Raw genomic sequence first — 22,907 nt, 5'->3', positions numbered from 1 at the left:
GTGGGCTATCTGTAGCTTAACAGAAGGGAATATAGTTTCCAACTCTAGTGATTGTTAAGAAAAATAACATGACATAGATCGCTCAATACTTGTGATTTATGTCACCCAAACAAGGCATTTTTCAAACTGAACAAATTATCTTGTAATTAAAAACTAAATAGCCTCATCCATAGGGGAATAGTGAACAATAGACTAAGGCAGCCGATGCCGATCGCAGTTACGGTCAATTCGCGATCGAGATTAAAAACTTCTGCCAGCAAAGTAGTACCAAAAGCCGGAGGCATTGCCATTTGCAGCACTAGCGCAAGTCGCGGCGCACCCGTAATGCCAACAAACGTTAAACCCGTGCCAAATACCAAAGGAACTAACAGCATTTTAATTGCCAGACAACTCAAAACTTGTTTGAGATTGTGCAAAGAATTCAACTTGCTCAACTGCATCCCGATCGTAATTAAAGATAAACTAATTACAGCCCAAGCACCAGTTGTTAACAATCCTTCCATTGGTGCCGGCAGCGGCCAACTGCGCGAGACAAATCCCGCACCGAGAGCCCACAGTGCCGGATTCTGCAAAATTGCCCGCAGGGGACTTAACCAATGCTGGTGTAGATTGCTGTTACCGCAGCCAGAGGCGATCGCAATTCCGAGTAAATTGATGGCCGTACCAGTGCCCAGCAAGTCGTAAAACAACCCCCAAGCAAAGTGTTCGGGCCCCAACAAAGACAAGGTGATGGGAATGCCTAAAAAACCCGTATTGCCAAACATCGCCGCTAATAAGAAACTGCCTTGAGCCGGCAAACCCCAAGCGGTTTTAAGTTCCGAGGTATTTTGGCCTGGATTAAGAGTATTGAAACGTTCCTCGGCCAAGCCGAAATGTATCGCAATCCAAGCAATTCCGCCACCTGCTATAATTGCCGCCCAAGCTATCAGCGGTGCAATCAAAATAGGGCCAGATAAATTGGCGCGGCGGATAAAAGCAACAATGCTCAGCGGTGTGCCAAAAAAGAACAGAGACTTGGCTAAATATGTAGAATAACTTCTCGGTAGCAGGCGGCCGAGAATGAATCCAAACGCTACCCATCCGATTAAATTTAAATAGAGTTTGAGCAGCGGATTTGCTGAATTAAGCATTATTGATTCAATATTTTAGGACTGGCGCAAAAAGTGGTTTGACGCGCTTGATAAATCTCGCTTATAGCAAGCGTCTAGATCCCCCTAAATCCCCCTTAAGAAGGGAGACTTTGAGTGCTTCCGGTTCCCCCCTTCTTAAGGGGGGCTAAGGGGGATAGCAAGCGTCTAGATCCCCCTAAATCCCCCTTAAGAAGGGGGACTTTGAGTGCTTCCGGTTCCCCCCTTCTTAAGGGGGGCTAGGGGGGATCAAGAGCGATCGCACTTTCCCTACTGTTACTAAGTATTAATGCTTATTTAGCCTAGCAGAGAATTTTCCCGACAGGCCTTGACACGGACAAAAGCGCGTGTAAAGATAGTGTTGAGGAATAAATCAACATAGGTGAAAACTATGGCACGGCACGCAAAACAATCATCTCAGGTCAAAAGTTCCAGCAGCCAAGCAGCCTCGAATAATCGCACCAAATTTACCCTCTACAATTTTGCCGGAAATGAAAAGGCATTCTATTTAGTCGATCGCACAAATCTAGAAAGAACACCAGGCGATATCCCCGAAAAATCCGTCGCCCACAGCATCATCATTATCGATCGCTCCGGCTCAATGTATTATGACTTAAAACCGCTGAAAGAAACCCTAGTCAAGCTTTTGACCTTAGACGAATACAACAATTACCAACTAATTGTCAGCCTCATTTCCTACGCTGACCACGGAGACGTAATTAGTCACTTTCAGCGAATTTCCATTCAAGAAGTGACGAAGATTGACTCTCAATACATCAAACAAATTAAAAATATCCAAACCGCTGGCTGTACCTGCATATCCCAGTCGATGCAGCTTGCTAAATCTCTGGTAAAAGCGGGAGAAGTGACAGCAATTAACTTGCACACAGACGGCTATGCAAATGACCCGAGTCCTAATGCCGAAGCGGCGAAACTAGCGGAAATTTGCAACGAACTTAAGGACATGGATGTGTTTGCAAACACGATATCCTATGCTTCTGCTGACTTCAAACTGCTCTCGAAAATCGCCAACACTTTATCGGGAAATTGCATCCGCGCTGGCGAAGTCAAAATGGTTTATGATGCTCTGTACGACAGCACAAAACTGTTAGGTGATTCCGTTGCGCCTGCGCTGGAAGAACCGTTAATTAAGGAATACGATTATCAAGTTTTTGTTTCCAAAACAGGCAAGAAAATCAGCGGTTCATCGAGCACGCTGAAAATCTGCGGGCTGAAAGCAGACGATGCGGGACTGTTTTACAAGTATCAGCAAGTCACCAAAGATGAGTATGACAAATTAGAGGTTCTGGTTGCTCAAACTGATGAGTCGGTGTTTGCTTTTGCGAAAGCTAACCTCGCTGACGGCAATTTGAATACGGCGAAGTACGCGCTGGCGAGCACCTTCAACGCTACTTTGACGGAAAAACACGCTAAAGCCTTGACAAATGCTCAAATAGCCGAGTTTACGGAGGATTTGGAACGGGCTGTGTTTGCGCCTGATGGGTTGCAAAATCATCAAATTGGCGATCGGGTAAAAGTCAGCGACAAAATTTCCCTGCTGGAGTTGATCGAGATATTGGAGGAAAACAGCAACAGCATCATCATCAACTTGAAACACTTGCAAGAAAACTATCAGCGCAAAGGTTTGAAGCGAGTTGAAGGAAAGCGAGACGAAAACGGCAACCTTGTCAAGCCTTGGCTGAAAACAGAATTCTTAGATGGCGGCGAATACGCGCGCATGGGTTCATTTGCGATCAATCAAAATACCGCTACCATCAATATGCTGATTACCAGGAAAGTTAAACTGGTAAAAGTTGAGGATGGAAGTGCGATCGCAGAAGTTGCAGGAATTCTAGTGACAGACCTGAATACTTTCAACAACTATACCATTGTCAGCGACGGCGAAGTTAATATCAAGTCGCTGCGCCTCAAAATCAGCAGCAAAGCAGTGTTTGATTTGCTCAAAAAATGCGGTATCCTCGAACAAGACGGCTCGCCTGCGGGAGATTTTGACTTCCATTCGGAGTACGATATTAAGTTAGACAGTTTGCCGCTAGTGCCGTTTGACGGGCGTTACGGCAGCCTTGACGGAGTGTTTGAGGAACTCGCAAACATTAAAATTCTTTCCAGCATTCTCTCGGCTCATTTGAAGGAAGCATCCGAGAGTTATACGGCTCAACAGTTGGAAGAGTTGAAACAGCACTATCTGTCGAAAAGCCTTTACCTCAACTTTCCCACGACTACGGAGTACACAGAGTTGAAAAGTGCGATCGCCAACGGTACAGTAGATTCGCGAGTCAGCTACAAAATCGACATCGGCAGCAAAAACATCCTCAACTTCGGCAAATTGCACTCAGCCAACAAATTTCTCGATCGCCTTTACGAAGTTTACCACAAAAACACGGGCGAAAAGCTAGCAAAACCGACATTTGACCTCACCTTAGATGAGCCTGTCGTCTTCGCACACAAAACAGTTTCATCCCGCACCAAAATCACCAAAGTTGACGACTTAATGAAACAGATTTTCGATGACTTTTTAGGGTTAGAAAATAACGGAATTGTTAGCGCTACCTTAGCAAAAGTTGGTGCAGACAGTTTGCTGAGGCTTCTGCAAGCAAAATGGCAGGAAGAAGATGTCAAGCGAGACGAATTTGTCGCTGCTTTAGCCAGTGCAAACGAGCAACTGGAAACCTACGCCGAAAAAGTCTACAGCGAGAAAGTTTCGCCCCTAGTTTTCTACATCGGTTCCACCGGACTTATCCCCGATGAAATGGAAGCTAAGGCGGCGACTGCTGAGGAAATTAATGCTAAATACGGCAACTTGCAATTCTCTAAAGATGAGCAAGAAGGGATGTTTTTTGAAGTCGGCGACTGCATTATTAGCGTCTACGCTAAGAATGAGTATTTCACGGTAGGGAAGTAGGAATTAGGGTGGGCATTATTTGCCCACCTTGCTCAAATATGGCGGATTGAAATGAACCGCAAAGGCGCAGCGGCGGTGACCAGGAAATAGGTAGATGGGACAAGTGTTAGGTTGCCAAGACGAAAGGAGCGATCGCAAATCTTCTACGAGCGCAATTCTTCTGGCTCGTAACTTTCCTTTGGTGTTGCTTTTGCAAAATTTATCCTATGGTATGATAAAGATCTACGCTCTGTCACAAAAAATAGTAGCTAAATTATTTGCAATTAGGTTAGAATGATATTAAGCAAATTCTCAGACGGAGGGCAAGCCAATGACACAAACATTATCAATGTCTGTTCTCTATAAAAAACTCTCGGCGATCGGTTTCCCAAAACGTTTCGTTCAAGAAAAAGGCTTGCCCAGTTGGTGGAATGAAGAATTAGACAATAAACCCGTCGCCGTCCTAGAGGGCGCTGGTCATATTGCCCAACGTCTGCACCTAGACCTCAAAAGTCTTTTAGCTGAGAATCAGGCCCCTCAGTTTAAGCCCTTACTCCATACCAAGTTCAAGTACCATCAACAGGATAAAGCAGACGTACCTGAGGTTGCTCATCAACTTGCCTCACGGGTTGCGGAAGTAGTCGCTGATACTATAAAGCTCGAATTTAAACCCATCCCATCTGACCCTCATCAAGTCCGATCAGAGATTGTTGCCAAACATCCTCAAGTCACTTTGTACAGCTTGCTCGATTACTGTTGGGAACATGGTATCGCTGTTGTCTATTTTAAGAATTACCCTAAAAATACCCGCAAAATTACAGGCATGATCCAATGGCAATATGATTATCCCGTGATTGTCTTGAGTAGTGGTAAGACACAGCCCGTATGTCTAGCATTCGATCTTGCCCATGAAATGGGTCATCTCGCCCTTGGTCATATTAAAGAAGGTATTTTGATTGATGATGATATTAAGCAAGACTCTGACGATCGAGAAGAAATAGATAGCAATCAGTTTGCAGTTAAACTGCTAGTCAACAGTTTTGATAACTCCCTCGGCAATAAAAAGTTTAACAATGCACAAAACCTAAAAAATAAAATTTTTCAACTTCTTGAAAATGACTCTACCATCGATCCATCTGCATTAGCTTTAAATTATGGCTGGTATAATAAAAAATATTTTGCATTATCTATGAAATGTGTAAATTTAATTAATGCTCCTAAAGAAGGACAAAAAACTATTAACAAATTTTTAGGGCAGCATCTAAATTGGGATGAATTAGGTGACGATAATGCTGATTACTTAGACCAAATTTTAGGAGAATAGCTTTGTCTAGTTGTATCTATTGTATCGATAATGACATTGTCAAAAAGCTTGCTACATTCCAGCTATTCGATAATACTCTTAAATTATTTGATGCTAGTTATGAGCAAGTTAATATCCTAGAGACGGCAAAATATAAATTTGAAAAGGATTGGAAAAATCTTGAAGCAGGTAAACGTCAAAAAACAGAAGATCGTGTTATTAATTATAAACAAGTTCTTTACCTTACTAGAACTTTAGAAAACATATCTGAAGCCGATATTGACCAAGAAATTTTTATCCAATTATCCAGTATTGAAAATATCGATCAAGGTGAGGCAATTATCACAAGTCATGCTATCAAACTTATCCAAAAAAATAAATCTACTCAGATTTTTACTGGAGATAAAAGATTCATCAAAGCCTTAGCAAAAGTTAACTTACCTATCATTCAACAATCTCTAAGTAATCGATTATGGTGTTTAGAACAGCTTGTTCTCAAAAATATTCAAGCCTACGGATTTGAGACTATTCGAGATTTGATTGTTCCAGTTCGAGAATGTGATACACAAATTAAAGCTGTTTTTGGTTCAGGGTTACAATCAGCAAGTGACAACTCCCTAGCTACTTTAAAAGATTCTATTCAGAAGCTTCGAGAGGAAGCAGGCAATCTACTAAATACTTACAATTAGATGTAAGATAGGACGTACAGTTGAAACCGCCCTGTCTTCTTAAAACGGGATTTCCTCATCTTCATCTTCCACAGTCTTAGCCGTCATCCGCCAACTGGTAATATACTCAATTTGCACATCAATTGTGTTAATCGCATCCCCCAACTGCTTTTGAATGTATTGAGTCAGCGTCACCATAAAATCCAACTCAACTCCCGCAGATTGCACAAGTTTAGCCAAGCTAGCAAAATCTACCTTCAAAATCGAAGAACTTGACAACTTAAAATGAGGAGTATTGCCCTTATTTTGCACCAACATTGCTTTTTTAATCCGCTCTTTCAGATGCTCAACTTCCGAATCCAGCAACTTCCATTCTGGCAAAATTTCTTGATACCTTTTCCCCAACGCTGTTAAATCCTCACTCTCGGGTTCCGGCACAATTTTCTTAGTAGTAGATTTTCGCCGCTGCTGTACATTAGAATTCAACCGCCAACTAGCAATATCCTCAACTTCCAAAGATGGATGAGAGATGACTTCCCCTAACTGTTTTTGAATTTCTTTCGTCAGCGTCACCGGAAAATTCAACTCAATTCCCTGAGTTTGCGTCAGTTTCGCCAGCGTCATAAAATCAACTTTCATCGTTATAGAACTGGAAAGCTGAAAATAAGAACTATTTTTGAGCTTTTGCGCCATCATTCCAGCTTTAAATCGTTCTTTCACTTCAGAGATTTCTGAGTCAAGCGGCCTCCACTGAGATTCTATTTCCTGATATTTTTCCCCCAACGCGGTCAAGTTTTCCGTTGCGGGTTCGGGGTAAGATTGGGCAAGAATTTCTAGCAAGCGCTGATGCACTCTAGCTAAATAAACCGCGTCCATCTTGGCATATTCTAGCTGCTTATCAGTCAGGGGACGTTTTGCCCAATCGCCGCTTTGTTCTGTTTTATCTACATAAGCAATGCCGCAAAGTGTTTCTATTAATGTTTTGAGTTGTCGGTTGGGTAAGGGCAGAATGTAAGCTGGAATTTTTCTCGCCATTTGCAATGTGCAAGTGACATTTTGAGCGTCGTCATTACCGAGAAATCTGATGTCATAGCTGGCGTTGTGCAAGACTTTTTCAATATCTGGATTTACCATGATTTGGTTGATGAAATCTTTTGCCAATTCCGGTTTATCTAAGACATCTAGCAGAAAGGTGGCATTTCCCGTCGAATCTGTGGAGTCAGCTAATACTTGAATCAGAGATAATTTGGGGTTGGATTTATAGTCTGCTATTTCTGTGTCTACCCACAGGATTTTAGCTTGAGAAAGTTTAGCTATCAGTGCTTTGATGTCATTTGCTGCTGTTAAATAAGGCATTTTTACCGACTTTTGCTATTAATCTTACGCTTATATTATGCTATAGCAATTATCGTGTCAACTGTCAAGTTTTTTTGTACTTTTATTTCCTCTAGCTAGGGTAGAGTCAACATCCCTACAAATTGTGAATAATTAACACAAGATTGCCAGATTGAGATAAGATTGTCATAGGAAAATCGCACAATCATAACCCGATTAAATCCTAGCAAAATCAGCCATGTCTGAGCAGATAATTCTTGACCCCAGTCAATACCCCGATACGACACAACTCGTACAAGAAGACGATACTCCCTTGGATAGTTTCATTAACGAAAAACAACAGCGACTGCTTACGGAAGTGCTCTCTGGATATGAGTTAAATGGTGGTATTCCGTTCATTGTCGCAGCCAATGTGGGTATCTTCCGTACTGTTCGGCATCCGGCGATAGTTCCTGATATATTCCTCAGTTTAAATGTGACTGTTGCGGATAGTTGGGATCGGCGAGATGTTCGTTCCTATTTGCTCTGGGAATTTGGGAAACCTCCAGAAATTGCGATCGAAATTGTTTCTCCGGCTCCGGGGAATGAATTGGGTAGCAAATTTACTGATTATGCCCTGATGGGTGTAATGTATTATGTTGTTTACGATCCTCTGGGTGAATTGAGCGATCGCCCTTTACAGATTTTTCAACTACAAGGGGGGCGCTATGTGCCGAAAACCGATACTTGGTTTCCCTTAGTCGATTTAGGTTTAACCCTCTGGCGCGGTGTCTTTGAAAGCGTCAATGATACTTGGTTAAGATGGTGCGATGCTGAGGGGAATGTTATTGCTACTGTGGAGGAATTAGCCGCCAGTCTCTCTCAAACTCAGTCACAATTAACTGTATCTCAATTACAGTTAACTGAATCTCAAAATCAGACGAAACAGGCTTTATTACAAGGCATTCAGTTAGGTTTACAGCTTAAGTTTGGAAGTTCCGGGTTAGAGATTTTTGCAGAGATTGCTGCCATTGACGATCTGAATTTGCTGCAAACTATAACTTCTAGCTTGTTCACAGTTGAGAGTTTAGAAGACTTACGACAAATTTATTTGTCATAACTTACCCAAAAGATCTCGTGAAAGATTCTGATTCACGACTTACGCAGTAAACCTGAAGAAACTGGGTTTTTATACTAGAAACGATCGCAATAACGATACTTTTTCCTAGAAAAACTCGGTTTCTGGATGATTGGGTTGAAAACTCCAAAAGCTCGATTCACGCGATAGCTATGCCGCGCCTACTATTGAGGATTCCCGCGAACTTCCTCTAAAAACCAGCTACCTACTTCTGTATTGTCCGTCTGGCGGCTGCGGCGCAAACCTTCCTCTAACAAAGCAACTTTTAGCCCCGGCAAAATTTGAGATTCCGTCAGACGTTCGCTTCCCCGGTTAACAATTATTTTAAAAGCAATAACTTGGGCTTTTTGTACGTCTACTACCCAATATTCAGACACTCCTAATTCTTCATAAATCATTCTTTTTGTACCCAAATCATCAACGAGAGAACTGTCGGCAATTTCGATCGCCAAATCTGGGGCCGCTGCGCTATCCAAATTCACTACAGAACTACCGCGAGGCGCCGTTTGCACCCTCTCTCCGATGTAGTAACAAGCATCAGGTTGAGCGCCTCTGACACCCGTTTTGGCATAGCTACAATTGACCAGCAGTCTCATTTTGATACCTTTGGCAATGCCAAATAAATTGATTAAGATGACGATAATTCCGTTGTCATCAGCACGATCTGGCCCGACTGCTGCCATTTCAATCCTCAACAGTCCGTTGTAGTAATAGCATTTTGCGCGATCGTACTCCGGCTGTTTAATGATTTCTATGTATTCATCCCAAGTCGCCGTAACCCAGGTATCAGTTAGCAGTTTGCTTTGGACTTGACTCATAATTACCTCACCGAAAAAAAACTTTGACTTTTGAAGGAAGATTTCTGAGTAGGGCGATCGCACTTTGAGTATTCAACAGCAGTAAGGTGCGCAGTGCGCACCCTACAAACCATTAACCTAGGACTCTTCTGTCGCTTCCTCAGATGCCGATTCTTCGATCGACTCTTCACCCGCAGCCGGCACCAAAGCCACAGCTACGATCGAATCATCCTCATCCAACCGCTGCACCCGCACGCCCGTCGCAGTGCGCGATTGCGTCGAAATTGCACTCACAACCTGACGGATAATAATACCTCGGTTGGTAATAATCATCAATTCATCATTGTCATTGACAATTCGCAGCGCAGCTACCTCATCCTTACCTTTCTTTGACTTGAATTTAGTAGCAGTCAATCCCTTGCCTGCGCGTCTTTGGAGGCGGAATTGAGAAACTGGAACCCGCTTACCGTAGCCGTTGGTGGTGATTACCAACACCGAAGGAACTTCGCTGCTAGCTGTCGGAATTTCTTCAGCTTCTTCGCCTTCAATTTCCTCAGCTTGCGTGTCTAATTCTTCTTCCAATTCCAAATCTTCTGCTTCCAATTCCGAATCTTCTGTTTCTAACAGAGCAATATCTGTTCCTTCCAATTCTGAATCTTCTGTGTCAGCAATTTCGGCAACAATGGAACTCGGCAAGATGTCCATGCTGATCAGCTCATCGCCCGATCGCAATTTCATTGATTTTACACCCCGAGTCGCGCGGCCTACCGGGCGCAACTGTTCGTGATTGGTGCGGAAATGAATCGCCATACCTTGGCGCGTACCGATGATAATGCTGTCACCAACTTTTGCTCTCCGCACCCAGCGCAATTGGTCGCCTTCTTCGAGAGAAATCGCGATTAAGCCGTTAGTGCGGATGTTCGCAAAAGCGGAAAGTGCAGTTTTCTTGATGTAGCCGCTGCGAGTCAGCATCACCAAGTATTCTTCGCTGGTAAATTCCGTGACTGACACCATAGAAGTGATTTTTTCTTCTATAGGAATCGGCAGAAGTTGTACTACGGGAGTGCCGCGGGCCGTCCGGGAACTGACGGGAATTTGATAAGCTTTGAGAGAGTAAACTACGCCCCTGTCGCTGAAGAACAAAACGCTGTCGTGATCGCAGCAGGAAAGGAAATGTTCTACTCCGTCGTCTTCCTTCATTTTCGCGCCTGCTTTGCCCCGAGTAGCGCGGCTTTGGGCCTCGAAAGTGCTGACAGGCATCCGCTTGATGTAGCCTTGCTCTGTGATCAGAATAATTGCTTGTTCGTTGGCAATTAAATCTCTTTCATCGATTTCTCCTTCGGCGTGTTCGATGATACTGCGTCTAGGAGTGGCGATTTTAGTTTGAATTTCTACCGCTTCAACTTCGGCGATTTCTAAGATGCGTTCCCGGCGCGCCAAGATATCTTCCAAGTCGGCGATTTTTGTTCGCAGTTCTTCGTGTTCTTGCTGGATTTTTTGCGCTTCCAAGGCTGTTAAACGCCGAAGCTGCATTTGCAAAATTGCGTCGGATTGCTGTTCGGAAAGACCGTAATTATCCATCAATTCTTGTTTGGCTGCGGCGGAGTCGGCAGCGGCGCGAATTAGGTGAATAATTGCATCTAAATTGTCTAGGGCAATTAATAAGCCTTGCAGGAGATGGTCGCGTTCTTCTGCTTTCCGGAGTTCAAATTGAGTCCGGCGAGTAATTGTCTCAATGCGGAAGTCTAGGAAGACATTGAGGAATTGTGAGAGCGTCAGTAGTTGGGGCTCCCCATTTACTAGCGCTAACATATTGGCTCCAAAATTTGATTGGAGCGGTGTTTGTTTGTAGAGGTTGTTGAGTACGACGCGGGGATAGGCGTCGCGTTTGAGTTCGATCACGACGCGCATTCCGTCTCTGTCGCTTTCGTCGCGAATGTCGGAAATCCCATCTAATCTTTTGTCGTTTACCAGTTCGGCAATTTTCTCTATTAGCGCTGCCTTGTTTGTTTGGTAAGGCAATTCGGTGATAATAATTGCTTCTTTGTCGGGGCGGCCGACGTGTTCGATGGTTTCAATGTTGGCGACTCCGCGCATGGTAATGGAACCGCGCCCGGTGGTGTAAGCGTCGCGAATGCCGCCTTTGCCGAGAATTTGCCCGCCGGTGGGAAAGTCCGGGCCGGGAATGTACTGCATCAATTCCAGATCGGTAATTGCTGGATTGTGGATTAGCGCTACCAAACCGTCAATTATTTCGCCCAAGTTGTGGGGCGGAATGTTGGTGGCCATCCCTACGGCAATCCCGGAGGAACCGTTGAGCAAAATTTGGGGGATGCGTGCGGGGAGTACGAGGGGTTCTTGTTGGGAACCGTCGAAGTTGTCGCCGAAATCTACTGTTTCGCAGTCGATGTCGCGCAGCATGGAGTCGCTAGTCAGGGCTGTGAGGCGGCATTCGGTGTACCGCATGGCTGCGGGCGGGTCGTTGTCAACGGAGCCGAAGTTGCCGTGGCCGTTGATCAGGCGTTCGCGCATGGAGAAATCTTGAGCCATCCGCACTAGGGCGTCGTAAACTGCTGTATCTCCGTGCGGGTGATACTTGCCCAGCACCTCCCCGACGACGCGGGCGCATTTGCGGAATGGTCGATCGGGACTTAAGCCCAATTCGTTCATGGCGTAGAGAATGCGTCGGTGAACGGGCTTGAGACCGTCCCTGGCATCTGGTAGCGCCCGACCGACTATGACGCTCATGGCGTATTCCAAGTACGATCGGGACATCTCACCACCCAGATCCGTCGGGATTATCCGCGACTCAGAGATACTCATAGGTTGAAAAACTCCGCTAAAACTTTAAATTTGACCGCTATAAATCCCAAAAATGCGATAAAATCGATCTGGATTCAGTTGAGCTGCCAAATATTGCAAATTACTCCTAAAATTATATCACAATTTGCCCTTAACTTTATGGGAAAGTTGCTAGAAAAATTAAGGGACGAAACAAGGGAAATTTGTAAGGAAAGCAGTTGGTGATTTAGTCATCAATTGGCAAAAGCTAGAAAGGTTTTTTTAGGCGGTCGGGTTTCATGCTTTGGTGAGTTTTTTTGGGGGCTATATAAAAAATTAAAATGGTGGCCCGATCGCAATTTTAATTTCACCAAACCGAAGGCCTTCTTAAAGCAAACTAAAAATCTAAAATATAAAATATTAACTCTAAAATCTGCCGATGCTACCCGTCATCTACTCCCCCGATTTTTTGCTGCACAAAACTGGAATGCTTCACCCAGAGCGACCAGAACGTTTGACGGCGATCGTCAATGCTCTTTTAGCTGCTCCCTGGGCCGATCGCATTGAGTGGCAACTGCCCACCCCAGTGGCCGAGCGCGAACTAGAACTGTTGTCAGCGATCAAAAAAGTTCACGCGCCAAGATACATCAAAGAAGTCGAACATTTGGCTCATCGCGGAGGTGGCTACCTGGACGGTGACACGCCAATTTCTGCTGAAAGTTACGATGTAGCGCTGCTGGCCGCGAGTGCTTGGCTTGATGGGGTCGATCGAGTTTTAGCAACCAACGAACCAGCTTTTACGATCGCCAGGCCGCCGGGACACCACGCCGAAAACAGCCGCGCGATGGGATTTTGCTTGTTTTCCAACGCTGCGATCGCCGCTCACTACGCTCTGGAACAGCCAGGCATCAACCGCGTCGCCATCCTAGACTGGGACGTGCACCACGGCAACGGCACTCAATCTTTGGTGGAAAACAGCAGGCAAATTGCCTACTGTTCCCTGCACCAATCTCCCTGCTATCCAGGAACCGGAGATGCTGACGAGCGCGGCGCCTACAACAACGTGCTGAATATTCCCCTGTATCCGGGCGGCGGCATAGCTGAATACCTGAGCGCCTTTGAATCTCTCGTGGTGCCGTTTTTGTCAAATTTTGAACCGGATTTGTTGATTGTCAGCGCCGGTTACGACGCAGTAGCCTCGGATCCGCTGGCTAGCATGAATCTGGCGCCGTCAGATTTCGGTACTTTCACGGGATATTGCCTGCAAATCACCCGCTGCATCGCCTTCGGTTTGGAGGGCGGTTACGCGCTCAAAGAGTTGGGCGAGTCGGTGGTGGCGACTATCGATCGATGCCTCAATTAGCTGCTAAGGATCGCTCCTGTAAATAACTTACAATTTTAATTGTTGTGGGATGGGCGTCCCGCCCGTCCTTTATAGACGGGCGGGACGCCCATCCCACTTTCAAGAGTGTGGGTTATTTAATTCTCATTCCTAAATTGGCAGACGGGAAAATCAGGTTGAGAACCGATTAGGAGGGGGTTGACAGCAATGGCGGGCGATCGCGAAACTTGAGATTTGCCGATCGCGCGGCACGGCCTTCTGCCCTCCAACCTCAAACCTTGTTCTGACTTCCCTCTTCCTCCTTCACATCGATCCTCTTCCTTCTTCCTTCTTCCTTCATTCTGTGACAAGCGTCACGAATTTAAAAGATCCGAGTCACTCGGCGTCTAAGTCTCGGTCACAAATTTTTAGCCTAAAAATCACACCGTGTCAATGTTTTCGATCGCAGGAATGGGCGATCGGACAGAGCATAATAGGATTACAATCAACCTGTAAAATTTTAAGATCTCTCAATCAACTAGGAGGTTTATCATGTCAGTTTCCCAAATGACACTCGAAGAATTATTTGGTCAAGTCATGTTTTCTAGTGTTGTGACTCGCCACGACCGGAGACAGCTAAGATCCGCACTCTTAGAAAGAACCCTGAATGAAGATGAGTATGCCATCATCAACCGACTGCTGTACAATGTGCGTCGCGGTTGGGTAAAAATTGTCGATTAAAGACGCGGCACCCTACTCCCGAGCGAGAAAGAAGTTCATGGCATTTTCAATTTTCGCTGAAAGAATTGGTAATGACTGATGATTATCGGGGTATAGAACACGGGGCTACAGTTACATTGTTTTGCAAGCTGGATAAAAGTAGAACTTGCCACCTAGGGAAGTTTTCCGTGTTTTTAAGCGACAGTTGAATGTGTTGGAGAGCGGTGTTAATGATTCAAATTGCGATCGACATCCGCCTAGAGGTAGAGATAATTATAAAATAACAGGTTTCGGGTGCATCTCTACTTGTTTAAAAAATGTGAGTTTTGAGTTGCTAACTTCCAAGTTAGAATTAACTCAAAACTCATAGTTTTTTGGAGGTAATAGAAGAAGTCATTAGTCCTTGGTCATTGGTCATTGGTCATCAGTCATTAGTCATCAGTCATCAGGAAGAATGAAGAAGGAAGTCGGAAGAAGCAATCGAACGTAAGGTTTTCAGTAATTAAAAACATCTTAAACGTCGAGCGCGGTTGCTAGAAAAGTTTATATTTGAGATTAGGAAAGACTGATGGCGATTCGGCTTACGAAGCGTCATCAAGTTGAAAATTTTTAAACCGTTATCAAAAATCAAAACAATCAGCAGTTTCCCGTTGAGTCGGAATGTACGATCGCCACAAGCACAGGAAGTCGGAACCTGCGATCGGCCATTCCGGCAAATTAAGCCCAGAAGTGTCAAAATATTAACAACCAGTTCATCCTTAAAATATATGGCTCCCGCCGTTTTAATTGAAAATCTTCAGAAACGCTACGGCAATGTAGAAGCCGTTAAAGATGTTTCCTTCAAGGTAGAACCGGGGGAAATATTTGGTTTGCTAGGCCCCAACGGTGCAGGCAAAACCACAACCCTGCGGGTACTTTGTACATTGAGCGCGCCCGATAGCGGACGCATTGAAGTATCTGGCATTTCAGCAGTCAGCCAGCCGAGAATGGCCAGACAGAAACTCGGCTACGTCGCCCAAGAAGTGGCTCTTGACAAGGTGCTGACAGGGCGCGAACTCCTGCAACTGCAAGCGGCGCTTTACCATTTACCGCGCAATACGATTAAAGGGCGGATTGATAAAATGGTGCAACTCCTCGGTTTGGAGGAGTGGGAAAATAAAAAAACGGGCACCTATTCCGGCGGTATCCGCAAGCGCCTCGACTTAGCAGCAGGATTGCTTCACCAGCCGGATGTTTTGGTGTTAGACGAACCGACTGTCGGGCTCGATATTGAAAGCCGGGTGGTAGTGTGGGATTTCCTGCGGCGGTTGCGGGAGGAAGGTACGACGGTGTTGATTACCAGCCATTATCTGGAAGAAGTGGATGCTTTGGCCGATCGCGTGGCGATTATTGACAAGGGTACGGTGATTGCACAGGGTACGCCGGAGGAGTTGAAAAATCGCGTTGGGGGCGATCGGGTGACTCTGCGGATTCGGGAGTTTTCGCCACTAGAAGAAGCCCAAAAAGCCCAAGCTTTAATGCAATCTCTCCCTTTCGTGCAAGAAGTAATTGTCAACACCGCCCAAGGAAATTCTCTCAATTTAGTAGTAACACCGCAAAGCGATGCGCTGGTGACTATTCAGCAAGCATTGAAAGATGCGGGACTTCCTACTTTTGGGATTGCTCAATCTCGGCCGAGTTTGGATGATGTGTATTTGGCGGCGACTGGTAAGACGCTGTTGGATGCGGAGTTGGCGGCGGCTAGCAACCGCGATTTGAAGGCGGAGCAAAAGGCGGCGATGCGGTCTTAAATTATACCCATTGGTGAGCCGAAAAACCGCCTGGGGTTAAAACCCCAGGCTAATAGCGAAAGTCCTCTGAAGAGGACTGTTAAACTCATCAGTCCTCTTCAGAGGACTTCTGCTATGAGGCGGGGGTTTTAACCCCTGCCGGACTGAGCGGCGCGCGGGGTGAGAAACCCGGTTTCTTCACAGATTTCTCGCCGCTAAACCAGATATTCCTCAGAAACCGGGTTTCTTTTTTTATACATCTAAAACTTGCTCTGCTGTCAGCGCTAATTCTGGGAAAGTTCGGGAAATAATTCGCTCAGTTCCTCGGTAAGCAGTCATTTGATAAACCCCATTTTCATCGAGCAGGTAAACAAAAACAGTCGCAACTTTCGGATTGCCCAAATAATCGCGACTTCCCAAAGCTAAATAATCGACAATCCAGTATTCAGAAATTCCCAGCCGCTGATATTCATCGAGCTTGTCGATATAATCATCTTCCCAATTTGTTGAGACAACTTCTACCACTAATTGTGGTGGTTCAGTTAGGGCTGAGGGGGCGAAAGGCTCCGATTCCCAGAGGGTTTTGTCTACTACAGTAAGATCGGGATGGCGGCCTTGTTCTCGATCATTTGAGGTTAAAGTCCTCACCATAATTCTGCCAGATACTCTGTAATTCAGGTTGAAGCTTTTCACCTCGTATTGGAACGTATTTTCAATAAAATCAGCTACATTTTCGTGCAGTCTGATTGTTGGTAAGATTTTGACAATTTTTCCATTAACAAGTTCATAACGTCCGTCTTCATCTGGAAGTTGCTTGATGAATCGCTTAAAAGTGAGATTCTGCTTAATTGGGGTAGGAGTTGCGGTCATGGTTGATTCTCATTTATCTATATTTTTAAGACTATTCTGCAACCATTTTAACATACTCTTTTAACACAGGTGGCATCGTGAAAACGGTTTCAGCTTCACCGAGCGATCTTGCTATCATTCCCCGTCTTTCTAAGGATTGTATTGCTTTAAATGATTCGGCTTGCGACCCTTGACATTTTGCCATCAATTGGGTAAGCGAGAGAGGTTCGATTTCGTTGCTGATTTGAGCGATCGCCTGTTTCTAAAATAATCAGACAGTGGCGAGCGCTCTTGGGGTTTGGGATTATAAAATTTACTAACCTGCGTCAGATTGTGTTATTATTTGAATGCTCAAGCCTCTCACAGCTAGTCAAGCATCTTCTCACATAAAACTTAACAAATAGAATTTATGAGTTTAACATCAATCTTGTCAGATAAAAAAAATCAAGAACTTAGAGACAAATTCAAGACAGAATTTTTAACACCATCTTTTAATTTAAAGGCGAAACTTAAAGCACCGCCATTGACAACTAATTATGCAATTGTTGGGACAGCTTTTGACTATTTACTTCGCTTTTATTTAGAGTGCCACAATAAAGACACTTTTATTCAAAAAGACTTTTGGGTAGCAGATGGTTCGTTTGAAAAGCTATGTTTATATTTGAATTCAACAACTAAACAAGAATTATCGACAGGCTTTCGTGGTGATAAAGTATTCAAAAAACAAGACTTTTTAGAAATTATCACCAACCAATATAAAGACACCAAAATTAATTATAACAATTATATTGAGAATGGAGCGATCACTGATGAATTAATTTGCAATACAATTTTTCTTGCGAAACTTGATGGATTTTATAGAGCAGGTCTTATCGATGAAAATTTCGACAATTACAACCATGAAGATATCAAAGATCTAAAATCACTCATTTCACTTGTTGACAATAAAAACTTCCAAGCAAAAGAGAAATATTATTTGAATCCAACGTTTGGCGCAGGCTCAAGCTTAGTTCATGGTGCAGACGCCGATCTGATTATTGACAATACTCTAATTGACATAAAAGTAACTAAAAATCTTAAACTAGATAGAAATTATATTAACCAAGTTTTAGGGTATTATATTTTATCACTTATTGGTGGTGTAAATAGTAATCCAGATGACAAACCAATTGAAAACATCGGAATATATTTTGCGAGACACGGAGAATTGTTTACTATTCCTCTTGTTCAATTTGGCGACAAACAAAAATTTGAGATTTTCAAAGAATGGTTTATTTCTTATCTTTCTAGCCCGAGAGGAAAGTTATTAGATATGGCGCTACGGAAAGAAGAAACACAACAAGAAGATCGGAAGACAAAATCTGAGGCAAAGAAAAAAACTCAAACTAAAAAAACATCAACTGAAAGCAAAAAAACTAAGACAGTGACCAAATCAAAATCAGCGATCGCAAAAAAAGAGGACAACAACGAAAAAGAAAGTAAGTAAAACTTTGCCAAATTAGAACAAGCCGTATCCCTGGGAGACGGAGAGTTAGTAGTCAATTAAGTCTCCTGTCTGTAATTCTTGCCATTCTCTATCTTCCTGGTAATGACTTAACATCACCTCAGCCTGTTCTGCTAAAATGCGCCGTCTCTCTTCAATGGGCAATTTCATAAACTCGCGACGGCTGGGGTATTGAGCAAGTGAAGGTATTTCTAAAAGTTGAGAATTAGACTGTATTTGTGTCTGACACTGATACAGTGGTTCTAATAGCTGTGACTCTCTTTCAGACTGTTTTTCGCGGCGCACTTCCCGGACAACTTCACAAATTTCTTCGATTGTCATCGGATTTGGATCGGGTGGCAATGAATCTATACGTCGCCGCCATTCCTCCTAATTAAAACCCGCTTTCACCTTCTGAAAAACCATGCTATCTTCTGTAACTGTAACTGTGTATTTATCGCCCGACTTTAGTTGACTTTCAATCTCGACCGGGATTTCCAGCTTACCGTCGGGACTCACAGCAACAGTAATATTAAATTTCCGAATGTATTCTTTCAAGTGTTCAACAACTATATCTTGCACAGTTGGCGGCAGAGATTCCATGATTTTGACCAAAACGGCGATCGCACTTGATGACATCAACTTATCCTCCAATCTCGTTAAAAATTCCGAAACTAAATTATTAATATGTACCGTTTACCAATTTTAGCACAATTCGATCCTTTCATGCTACCAATCCCACGAACAGCGATACCAGCCGCTACCAAAAGCCGTGAAGCGAAGCTATCCCGTAGGGAATCGCCCTCTCAACTCCCAATAGCCTGCGATCGAAGCAGGCTGCAAAAAATGTGTTAAGATTAAACTGGCGATCGGCTTGAGGACTATATCTGATGACTGTAGCTAACGAACAAATTGCTGAGAGTAGCAGTAAGGGATTATTAAACTTCAGGATTACTGTCGAACGTCTGATCGAACTTTTAGATTTAGAAGACGAAGACGAATATGGAATTTTGAAACCCACAGAATACGCTTTTAGGACAGCGATGAAATGGGTGGTAGAAGCCTATGATGTTTTGCGTGAGAATTTCCCTAAAGCATCGGTTTCTACAGACGAGCTAGGTAGTATTAGACTTGCTTGGCAAAATACAAGTGCCGATTGTAGAGTCAGGTTGTTCTGTCCATCTAATGCGGACGATCGAGCTTACATTTATCATCAGAAGCATGAGGAATATAAATCAGAAGATATCATTGCCGCGTCAACGTTAGTTCATTGGTTGGAGTGGTATAACCAAGCATGATTGAGACATCTTCTAGCAGTAATTCTGAGTTTGAGCCTTTAGCTGAAAATGCTATTGTTTATAGAGCTTTACTCCGCAGACAATGGATTGACGAAGCAAATAATTTAGTTTTCCCTGCAGCTTATTTACTGCGAGCCAATGAAGCGGGCTTGTCGGTGACAATTGCCAGTATTCGTTCGCCCGAACAATGTGCAGCAAAATTCAAAAATTGTTATGGAGTTGCTAGTCTCCAAGTAGGGCTAATTCGTGAATTAGGTTTAGATGCAGTACCTGATTCAGCCTTCCACGCTTTGATTGTCGGTTTACCTCATGTGAAAGATGACCGAGACAAAGCTGAAAGATTAGCTGATTTATTAGCGGATAGGTCTATAATTGTATGGCAACCTTCGCAACCGTAATTCAATAAGTTTTGGGGTCTGACCTACTTACTTGTCTATACTGCGATTGCTTCGCTATTCACTCGCAATAACACCAACAGATTAATACTTCGATCGCATTCTTTCGGATCGCGAAAGCTAATTCTATTCCCCCTCTCAACTTGAAATAGCCTATAATCAAAGCAGACTGCCAAAATCCCATTCACCATATTTCTTGTAAAAATAATCACAACAGTCAAAATCAACAAGCAATTATGAGCGGTACTGTCACATCCCCCAACAACCTCAAGCAGCAGCGATCGCCCTCAACAGCGATTACACCCCCCAACAGTTCCCTGCTGGGCGACTTCATCCAAGAAACACTCGCCCTAACCAAGCGCCTGTTTATTCAATTGCAGCGCCGCCCCTCCACGCTAGTTGCAGGAATCATTCAGCCACTGATGTGGTTGGTTTTGTTCGGTGCTCTGTTTAAAAATGCACCCGCCGGCTTGTTCGGCGAAAGCCAGAATTACGGACAATTTCTCGGCGCCGGCGTCATCGTTTTTACAGCCTTTGCAGGGGCGCTGAATGCCGGTTTGCCGATAATGTTCGATCGCGAATTCGGATTTCTCAACCGCCTGTTAGTCGCGCCGCTGGCTTCCAGATTTTCGATCGTCCTAGCTTCGGCTATTTTTATCGTCACCCTCAGCTTTATCCAAACCGGCGCAATCGTTACAGCGGGAGCCTTTTTGGGATCGGGATTCCCCGGAATTGCCGGACTCGGGGCGATCGCCCTAATTGTCTTACTATTAGTTTTGGGCGTCACGGGCCTCAGTCTCGGTTTAGCTTTTGCTCTCCCCGGCCACGTAGAATTAATCGCAGTAATTTTTGTCACCAACTTGCCGCTATTATTTGCCAGCACCGCCCTCGCGCCGCTGTCATTTATGCCAGACTGGCTGCAAGTTGTCGTCACTCTCAATCCTCTGAGTTACGCGATCGAACCCATCCGCTATTTGTACCTGCACGGCGATTGGTCGCTAGCTAGCGTCGTCATGCAAGCTCCTTGGGGTACAGTCACCTTTGGAGGAGCGCTATTAGTGCTGCTAGCGTTTGATTTGGTAGCGCTCCTCAGCATTCAACCGCTGTTGCGGCGCCGGTTTGCTTAGGGCGATATGCACCGTCAATTGTAGGGACACTGCAATGCCCAGTGCAGTCAACAAACACGTCAAACCACAAGTCCGGCAAGGACTTAAGTCCCTGCCTCAAAGCTGAAGTCCTCTAAAGAGGACTGATGAGTTCGATTAATTCTTGAGTCCTATGCAAGAGGACTTTCGCTTTGAGGCAGGGGTTTCAACCCCTGCCGGACTCCGGGTGTAACGTTAAGTAATTTGGCGCGAATGAGCAATGCCTTGTCCTTACCCGGCTCTAAACTTTTAAGAAGTAATATAATATTTAGCCGCCAGTCAGAATATTGTTGAGATACAATTGTTTTTTTGAAGATTCAACTAATAAATTATGAACACCAAAACTTGTAAATCTGCCAAATTGATGATTCGGGTTGCTGCAAGCGCGATCGCCACCAGTGCTCTTTTCACGCCACAACCAACCTTCGCTCAAGCCAGCGGTTTAAATAACAATAACGCCCAACCGCTGCAAGACTTTCAAACCAAAGACAATACCGACCCTTTTTCCGGGCGCAGCAGCGGAGGCGGATTATTTGATTTAATTCACAGATCCAGACTCGGAGGCGGCCGCAGCATCGAAGAATTCAACACTGAACAGCGCCAAAATTTGAACGACGCGGCCGCCGAATTTCGGAACAAACAGCGCCAAATGCTGGAAAAACAAGCAGTACCTGCACCAGGGGCGATCGCACCTACAGAAATTACCGCCCCCGTCCCTTAAATTTCGGTTTGTAGTAAGGACTTTAGTCCGAATTGAAGGTTTGTAGTAAGGACTTTAGTCCGAATTGACAGGTTTGTAGTAAGGACTTTAGTCCGAATTGACAGGTTTGTAGTAAGGACTTTAGTCCGAATTGACTAAATTTATCCGATCTCAAAAACTGAAGTCCGAACGATAGAACCTTGAAGAAGGACTGAAGTCCTCACTACAAACCATCGCCCTTAATCCCGTTCCAACCACGCCCGCATTTTACCAGGATTCAGCAAACCGTAAGGATCGACCAACTCTTTAAACTGCAACTGTTCCACATTAATACTCTTCATCCCTCCATCTTCCAAAATAAAAGTATGGGGATTAGCAATCAGTGCGCCTTGCTCTTCGTGATAGCGAATAATTTCATTAAGCCGCGCTTCCGTAGTGTAGCGAACTATTTGCAAAGCAGCCGCGATCGCCCTCCCGTTCATCCGCAAAAACTCCAGGTGTACCATCACCTCATCGCCATAATAATCATACAGTTCCTCAACTAATTTCAAACCTTTATCTGCCGGAAAAAGAGTCTGCAAATAAGTCAGAGATGGGTCCGCACTGCGAGCGTGAAGAGTTGTATGATTCCAAGTATATTCAGCAATTGCCGCACCTTTGCTCGCTTCTTGCGCGCTTTTTTGATAGCAAATCGTGCCCCCATATTCCCGCACCAAATCTTGCAGCGGTTCCAGACAAGATTCAGCTACCATTAACAAAGCGCAGTGCTTCCCTTCAGGAATCTCATCGCGGAAAGCAGCAAAATAAGCAGGAATCGGCCAAGCACAAACACAAATTAGTTTTTTGATAATTCCGTCAGCATCGCCCAAAGCTTGACCGAACTTTGCCGAAGTCATAAAATCATCAAAAGCCACGATGATTTCCGCCCAAGGATAAGCAGGGGCGAGGGGGATTTCTAACTCAGTAATAATCCCATTTGTGCCGTAAGCGTGATTGACTTTTTGCACTTCATCGCCCCGCAATTCCATAACCCGCGGCTCATCTTCCATTGTAACTACTCGCACCGCATGAAGATTTCCGCGATCGCGCAACTGGCCGTAAGTAGGGCTTGCTGAAAAAGTCAGAAAACAGCATTTAGAAAGATGAGTGAATTTGAGCTGGCATCGGCAATATAAGTTTTGTCAATCTTGTGATGGC

At 44.5% G+C, this 22,907-nt stretch carries 20 protein-coding genes and 1 pseudogene; 12 read left to right on the top strand and 9 right to left on the bottom strand.

The window, feature by feature from the left end; all coding sequences use genetic code 11:
* Positions 1-146: 146 nt before the first annotated feature.
* Positions 147-1,130, bottom strand: a complete 984-nt coding sequence (locus JGK39_RS18980; protein WP_293255286.1) for an AEC family transporter — start codon at positions 1,128-1,130, stop codon at positions 147-149.
* A 388-nt stretch (positions 1,131-1,518) separates the two neighbouring features.
* Between JGK39_RS18980 and JGK39_RS18975 the strand changes: the two genes are divergently transcribed.
* The 3 genes from JGK39_RS18975 (at position 1,519) to JGK39_RS18965 (ending at position 6,021) form a co-directional block, all read left to right on the top strand.
* Positions 1,519-4,050 (top strand): VWA domain-containing protein, encoded by a 2,532-nt coding sequence (locus tag JGK39_RS18975; RefSeq protein ID WP_293255283.1) that lies wholly within the window; start codon positions 1,519-1,521, stop codon positions 4,048-4,050.
* A 310-nt stretch (positions 4,051-4,360) separates the two neighbouring features.
* Complete coding sequence (locus JGK39_RS18970; RefSeq protein ID WP_293255280.1) at positions 4,361-5,353, top strand: ImmA/IrrE family metallo-endopeptidase; 993 nt, start codon at positions 4,361-4,363, stop codon at positions 5,351-5,353.
* A 2-nt stretch (positions 5,354-5,355) separates the two neighbouring features.
* A complete protein-coding gene (locus JGK39_RS18965; RefSeq protein WP_293255277.1) occupies positions 5,356-6,021 on the top strand; it encodes a hypothetical protein in 666 nt (221 codons plus the stop codon).
* Between the two features lie 39 nt (positions 6,022-6,060).
* Here the strand turns inward: JGK39_RS18965 and JGK39_RS18960 are convergent, their stop codons facing one another.
* On the bottom strand, positions 6,061-7,356 hold the full coding sequence (locus JGK39_RS18960; RefSeq protein WP_293255274.1) for a ribonuclease D: 1,296 nt from the start codon (positions 7,354-7,356) through the stop codon (positions 6,061-6,063).
* 217 nt (positions 7,357-7,573) lie between these two features.
* Here JGK39_RS18960 and JGK39_RS18955 point away from each other — a divergent pair, with 217 nt between their 5' ends.
* Positions 7,574-8,434, top strand: a complete 861-nt coding sequence (locus JGK39_RS18955; protein WP_293255271.1) for a Uma2 family endonuclease — start codon at positions 7,574-7,576, stop codon at positions 8,432-8,434.
* A 182-nt stretch (positions 8,435-8,616) separates the two neighbouring features.
* Here the strand turns inward: JGK39_RS18955 and JGK39_RS18950 are convergent, their stop codons facing one another.
* Positions 8,617-9,270 (bottom strand): Uma2 family endonuclease, encoded by a 654-nt coding sequence (locus tag JGK39_RS18950; protein WP_293255268.1) that lies wholly within the window; start codon positions 9,268-9,270, stop codon positions 8,617-8,619.
* Positions 9,271-9,387: 117 nt separating this feature from the next.
* A complete protein-coding gene (gene gyrA / locus JGK39_RS18945; protein WP_293255265.1) occupies positions 9,388-12,072 on the bottom strand; it encodes a DNA gyrase subunit A in 2,685 nt (894 codons plus the stop codon).
* A gap of 397 nt (positions 12,073-12,469) precedes the next feature.
* Here gyrA and JGK39_RS18940 point away from each other — a divergent pair, with 397 nt between their 5' ends.
* On the top strand, positions 12,470-13,393 hold the full coding sequence (locus JGK39_RS18940; RefSeq protein WP_293297054.1) for a histone deacetylase: 924 nt from the start codon (positions 12,470-12,472) through the stop codon (positions 13,391-13,393).
* 116 nt (positions 13,394-13,509) lie between these two features.
* Here JGK39_RS18940 and JGK39_RS18935 read toward each other — a convergent pair whose 3' ends face one another.
* Positions 13,510-13,722 (bottom strand): hypothetical protein, encoded by a 213-nt coding sequence (locus tag JGK39_RS18935; RefSeq protein ID WP_293297051.1) that lies wholly within the window; start codon positions 13,720-13,722, stop codon positions 13,510-13,512.
* Between the two features lie 181 nt (positions 13,723-13,903).
* Here JGK39_RS18935 and JGK39_RS18930 point away from each other — a divergent pair, with 181 nt between their 5' ends.
* Both JGK39_RS18930 and JGK39_RS18925 read left to right on the top strand, forming a co-directional pair.
* Positions 13,904-14,092, top strand: coding sequence for a hypothetical protein (locus JGK39_RS18930; protein ID WP_015175516.1), 189 nt, complete (start codon positions 13,904-13,906; stop codon positions 14,090-14,092).
* Positions 14,093-14,838: 746 nt separating this feature from the next.
* Positions 14,839-15,861 (top strand): ABC transporter ATP-binding protein, encoded by a 1,023-nt coding sequence (locus JGK39_RS18925; protein ID WP_293255307.1) that lies wholly within the window; start codon positions 14,839-14,841, stop codon positions 15,859-15,861.
* A gap of 231 nt (positions 15,862-16,092) precedes the next feature.
* Here the strand turns inward: JGK39_RS18925 and JGK39_RS18920 are convergent, their stop codons facing one another.
* Complete coding sequence (locus JGK39_RS18920) at positions 16,093-16,710, bottom strand: Uma2 family endonuclease (protein ID WP_293255256.1); 618 nt, start codon at positions 16,708-16,710, stop codon at positions 16,093-16,095.
* 388 nt (positions 16,711-17,098) lie between these two features.
* Here JGK39_RS18920 and JGK39_RS18915 point away from each other — a divergent pair, with 388 nt between their 5' ends.
* The gene (locus JGK39_RS18915; protein WP_293255254.1) at positions 17,099-18,175 is read left to right on the top strand and encodes a hypothetical protein; all 1,077 of its coding nucleotides are present in this window, start codon (positions 17,099-17,101) and stop codon (positions 18,173-18,175) included.
* 45 nt (positions 18,176-18,220) lie between these two features.
* Here the strand turns inward: JGK39_RS18915 and JGK39_RS18910 are convergent, their stop codons facing one another.
* Together JGK39_RS18910 and JGK39_RS18905 are read right to left on the bottom strand one after the other, a co-directional pair.
* Positions 18,221-18,514, bottom strand: coding sequence for a hypothetical protein (locus JGK39_RS18910; RefSeq protein ID WP_293255251.1), 294 nt, complete (start codon positions 18,512-18,514; stop codon positions 18,221-18,223).
* A gap of 48 nt (positions 18,515-18,562) precedes the next feature.
* Positions 18,563-18,811 (bottom strand): hypothetical protein, encoded by a 249-nt coding sequence (locus JGK39_RS18905; RefSeq protein ID WP_293255248.1) that lies wholly within the window; start codon positions 18,809-18,811, stop codon positions 18,563-18,565.
* 251 nt (positions 18,812-19,062) lie between these two features.
* Between JGK39_RS18905 and JGK39_RS18900 the strand changes: the two genes are divergently transcribed.
* The 4 genes from JGK39_RS18900 (at position 19,063) to JGK39_RS18885 (ending at position 21,731) form a co-directional block, all read left to right on the top strand.
* Complete coding sequence (locus JGK39_RS18900; RefSeq protein ID WP_293255245.1) at positions 19,063-19,470, top strand: hypothetical protein; 408 nt, start codon at positions 19,063-19,065, stop codon at positions 19,468-19,470.
* Positions 19,467-19,868: a hypothetical protein gene (locus JGK39_RS18895; RefSeq protein WP_293255242.1), complete on the top strand. Its 402-nt coding sequence runs from the start codon at positions 19,467-19,469 to the stop codon at positions 19,866-19,868. The genes JGK39_RS18900 and JGK39_RS18895 overlap by 4 nt, the downstream gene beginning before the upstream one ends.
* Before the next feature lie 233 nt (positions 19,869-20,101).
* A complete protein-coding gene (locus JGK39_RS18890; protein ID WP_293255239.1) occupies positions 20,102-20,992 on the top strand; it encodes an ABC transporter permease in 891 nt (296 codons plus the stop codon).
* 349 nt (positions 20,993-21,341) lie between these two features.
* Complete coding sequence (locus JGK39_RS18885) at positions 21,342-21,731, top strand: hypothetical protein (RefSeq protein ID WP_293255236.1); 390 nt, start codon at positions 21,342-21,344, stop codon at positions 21,729-21,731.
* Positions 21,732-21,949: 218 nt separating this feature from the next.
* Here the strand turns inward: JGK39_RS18885 and JGK39_RS18880 are convergent.
* A pseudogene (locus tag JGK39_RS18880) lies at positions 21,950-22,813 on the bottom strand (FAD-binding protein); the annotation flags it as partial.
* Positions 22,814-22,907 lie beyond the last annotated feature (94 nt).

The sequence above is a fragment of the Microcoleus sp. PH2017_12_PCY_D_A genome, from assembly GCF_020738565.1.
Taxonomy (GTDB): Bacteria; Cyanobacteriota; Cyanobacteriia; order Cyanobacteriales; family Microcoleaceae; genus Microcoleus.
This window is presented reverse-complemented; position numbering and strand designations above follow the sequence as displayed.

What these genes read in the sequence shown, in the direction of transcription:
- JGK39_RS18980 (WP_293255286.1), bottom strand. Translation starts at nt 1,130, where the DNA reads ATGCTTAATTCAGCAAATCCGCTGCTCAAACTCTATTTAAATTTAATC.
- JGK39_RS18975 (WP_293255283.1), top strand. Translation starts at nt 1,519, where the DNA reads ATGGCACGGCACGCAAAACAATCATCTCAGGTCAAAAGTTCCAGCAGC.
- JGK39_RS18970 (WP_293255280.1), top strand. Translation starts at nt 4,361, where the DNA reads ATGACACAAACATTATCAATGTCTGTTCTCTATAAAAAACTCTCGGCG.
- JGK39_RS18960 (WP_293255274.1), bottom strand. Translation starts at nt 7,356, where the DNA reads ATGCCTTATTTAACAGCAGCAAATGACATCAAAGCACTGATAGCTAAA.
- JGK39_RS18955 (WP_293255271.1), top strand. Translation starts at nt 7,574, where the DNA reads ATGTCTGAGCAGATAATTCTTGACCCCAGTCAATACCCCGATACGACA.
- JGK39_RS18950 (WP_293255268.1), bottom strand. Translation starts at nt 9,270, where the DNA reads ATGAGTCAAGTCCAAAGCAAACTGCTAACTGATACCTGGGTTACGGCG.
- gyrA (WP_293255265.1), bottom strand. Translation starts at nt 12,072, where the DNA reads ATGAGTATCTCTGAGTCGCGGATAATCCCGACGGATCTGGGTGGTGAG.
- JGK39_RS18940 (WP_293297054.1), top strand. Translation starts at nt 12,470, where the DNA reads ATGCTACCCGTCATCTACTCCCCCGATTTTTTGCTGCACAAAACTGGA.
- JGK39_RS18930 (WP_015175516.1), top strand. Translation starts at nt 13,904, where the DNA reads ATGTCAGTTTCCCAAATGACACTCGAAGAATTATTTGGTCAAGTCATG.
- JGK39_RS18925 (WP_293255307.1), top strand. Translation starts at nt 14,839, where the DNA reads ATGGCTCCCGCCGTTTTAATTGAAAATCTTCAGAAACGCTACGGCAAT.
- JGK39_RS18920 (WP_293255256.1), bottom strand. Translation starts at nt 16,710, where the DNA reads ATGACCGCAACTCCTACCCCAATTAAGCAGAATCTCACTTTTAAGCGA.
- JGK39_RS18915 (WP_293255254.1), top strand. Translation starts at nt 17,099, where the DNA reads ATGAGTTTAACATCAATCTTGTCAGATAAAAAAAATCAAGAACTTAGA.
- JGK39_RS18910 (WP_293255251.1), bottom strand. Translation starts at nt 18,514, where the DNA reads ATGACAATCGAAGAAATTTGTGAAGTTGTCCGGGAAGTGCGCCGCGAA.
- JGK39_RS18905 (WP_293255248.1), bottom strand. Translation starts at nt 18,811, where the DNA reads ATGTCATCAAGTGCGATCGCCGTTTTGGTCAAAATCATGGAATCTCTG.
- JGK39_RS18900 (WP_293255245.1), top strand. Translation starts at nt 19,063, where the DNA reads ATGACTGTAGCTAACGAACAAATTGCTGAGAGTAGCAGTAAGGGATTA.
- JGK39_RS18895 (WP_293255242.1), top strand. Translation starts at nt 19,467, where the DNA reads ATGATTGAGACATCTTCTAGCAGTAATTCTGAGTTTGAGCCTTTAGCT.
- JGK39_RS18890 (WP_293255239.1), top strand. Translation starts at nt 20,102, where the DNA reads ATGAGCGGTACTGTCACATCCCCCAACAACCTCAAGCAGCAGCGATCG.
- JGK39_RS18885 (WP_293255236.1), top strand. Translation starts at nt 21,342, where the DNA reads ATGAACACCAAAACTTGTAAATCTGCCAAATTGATGATTCGGGTTGCT.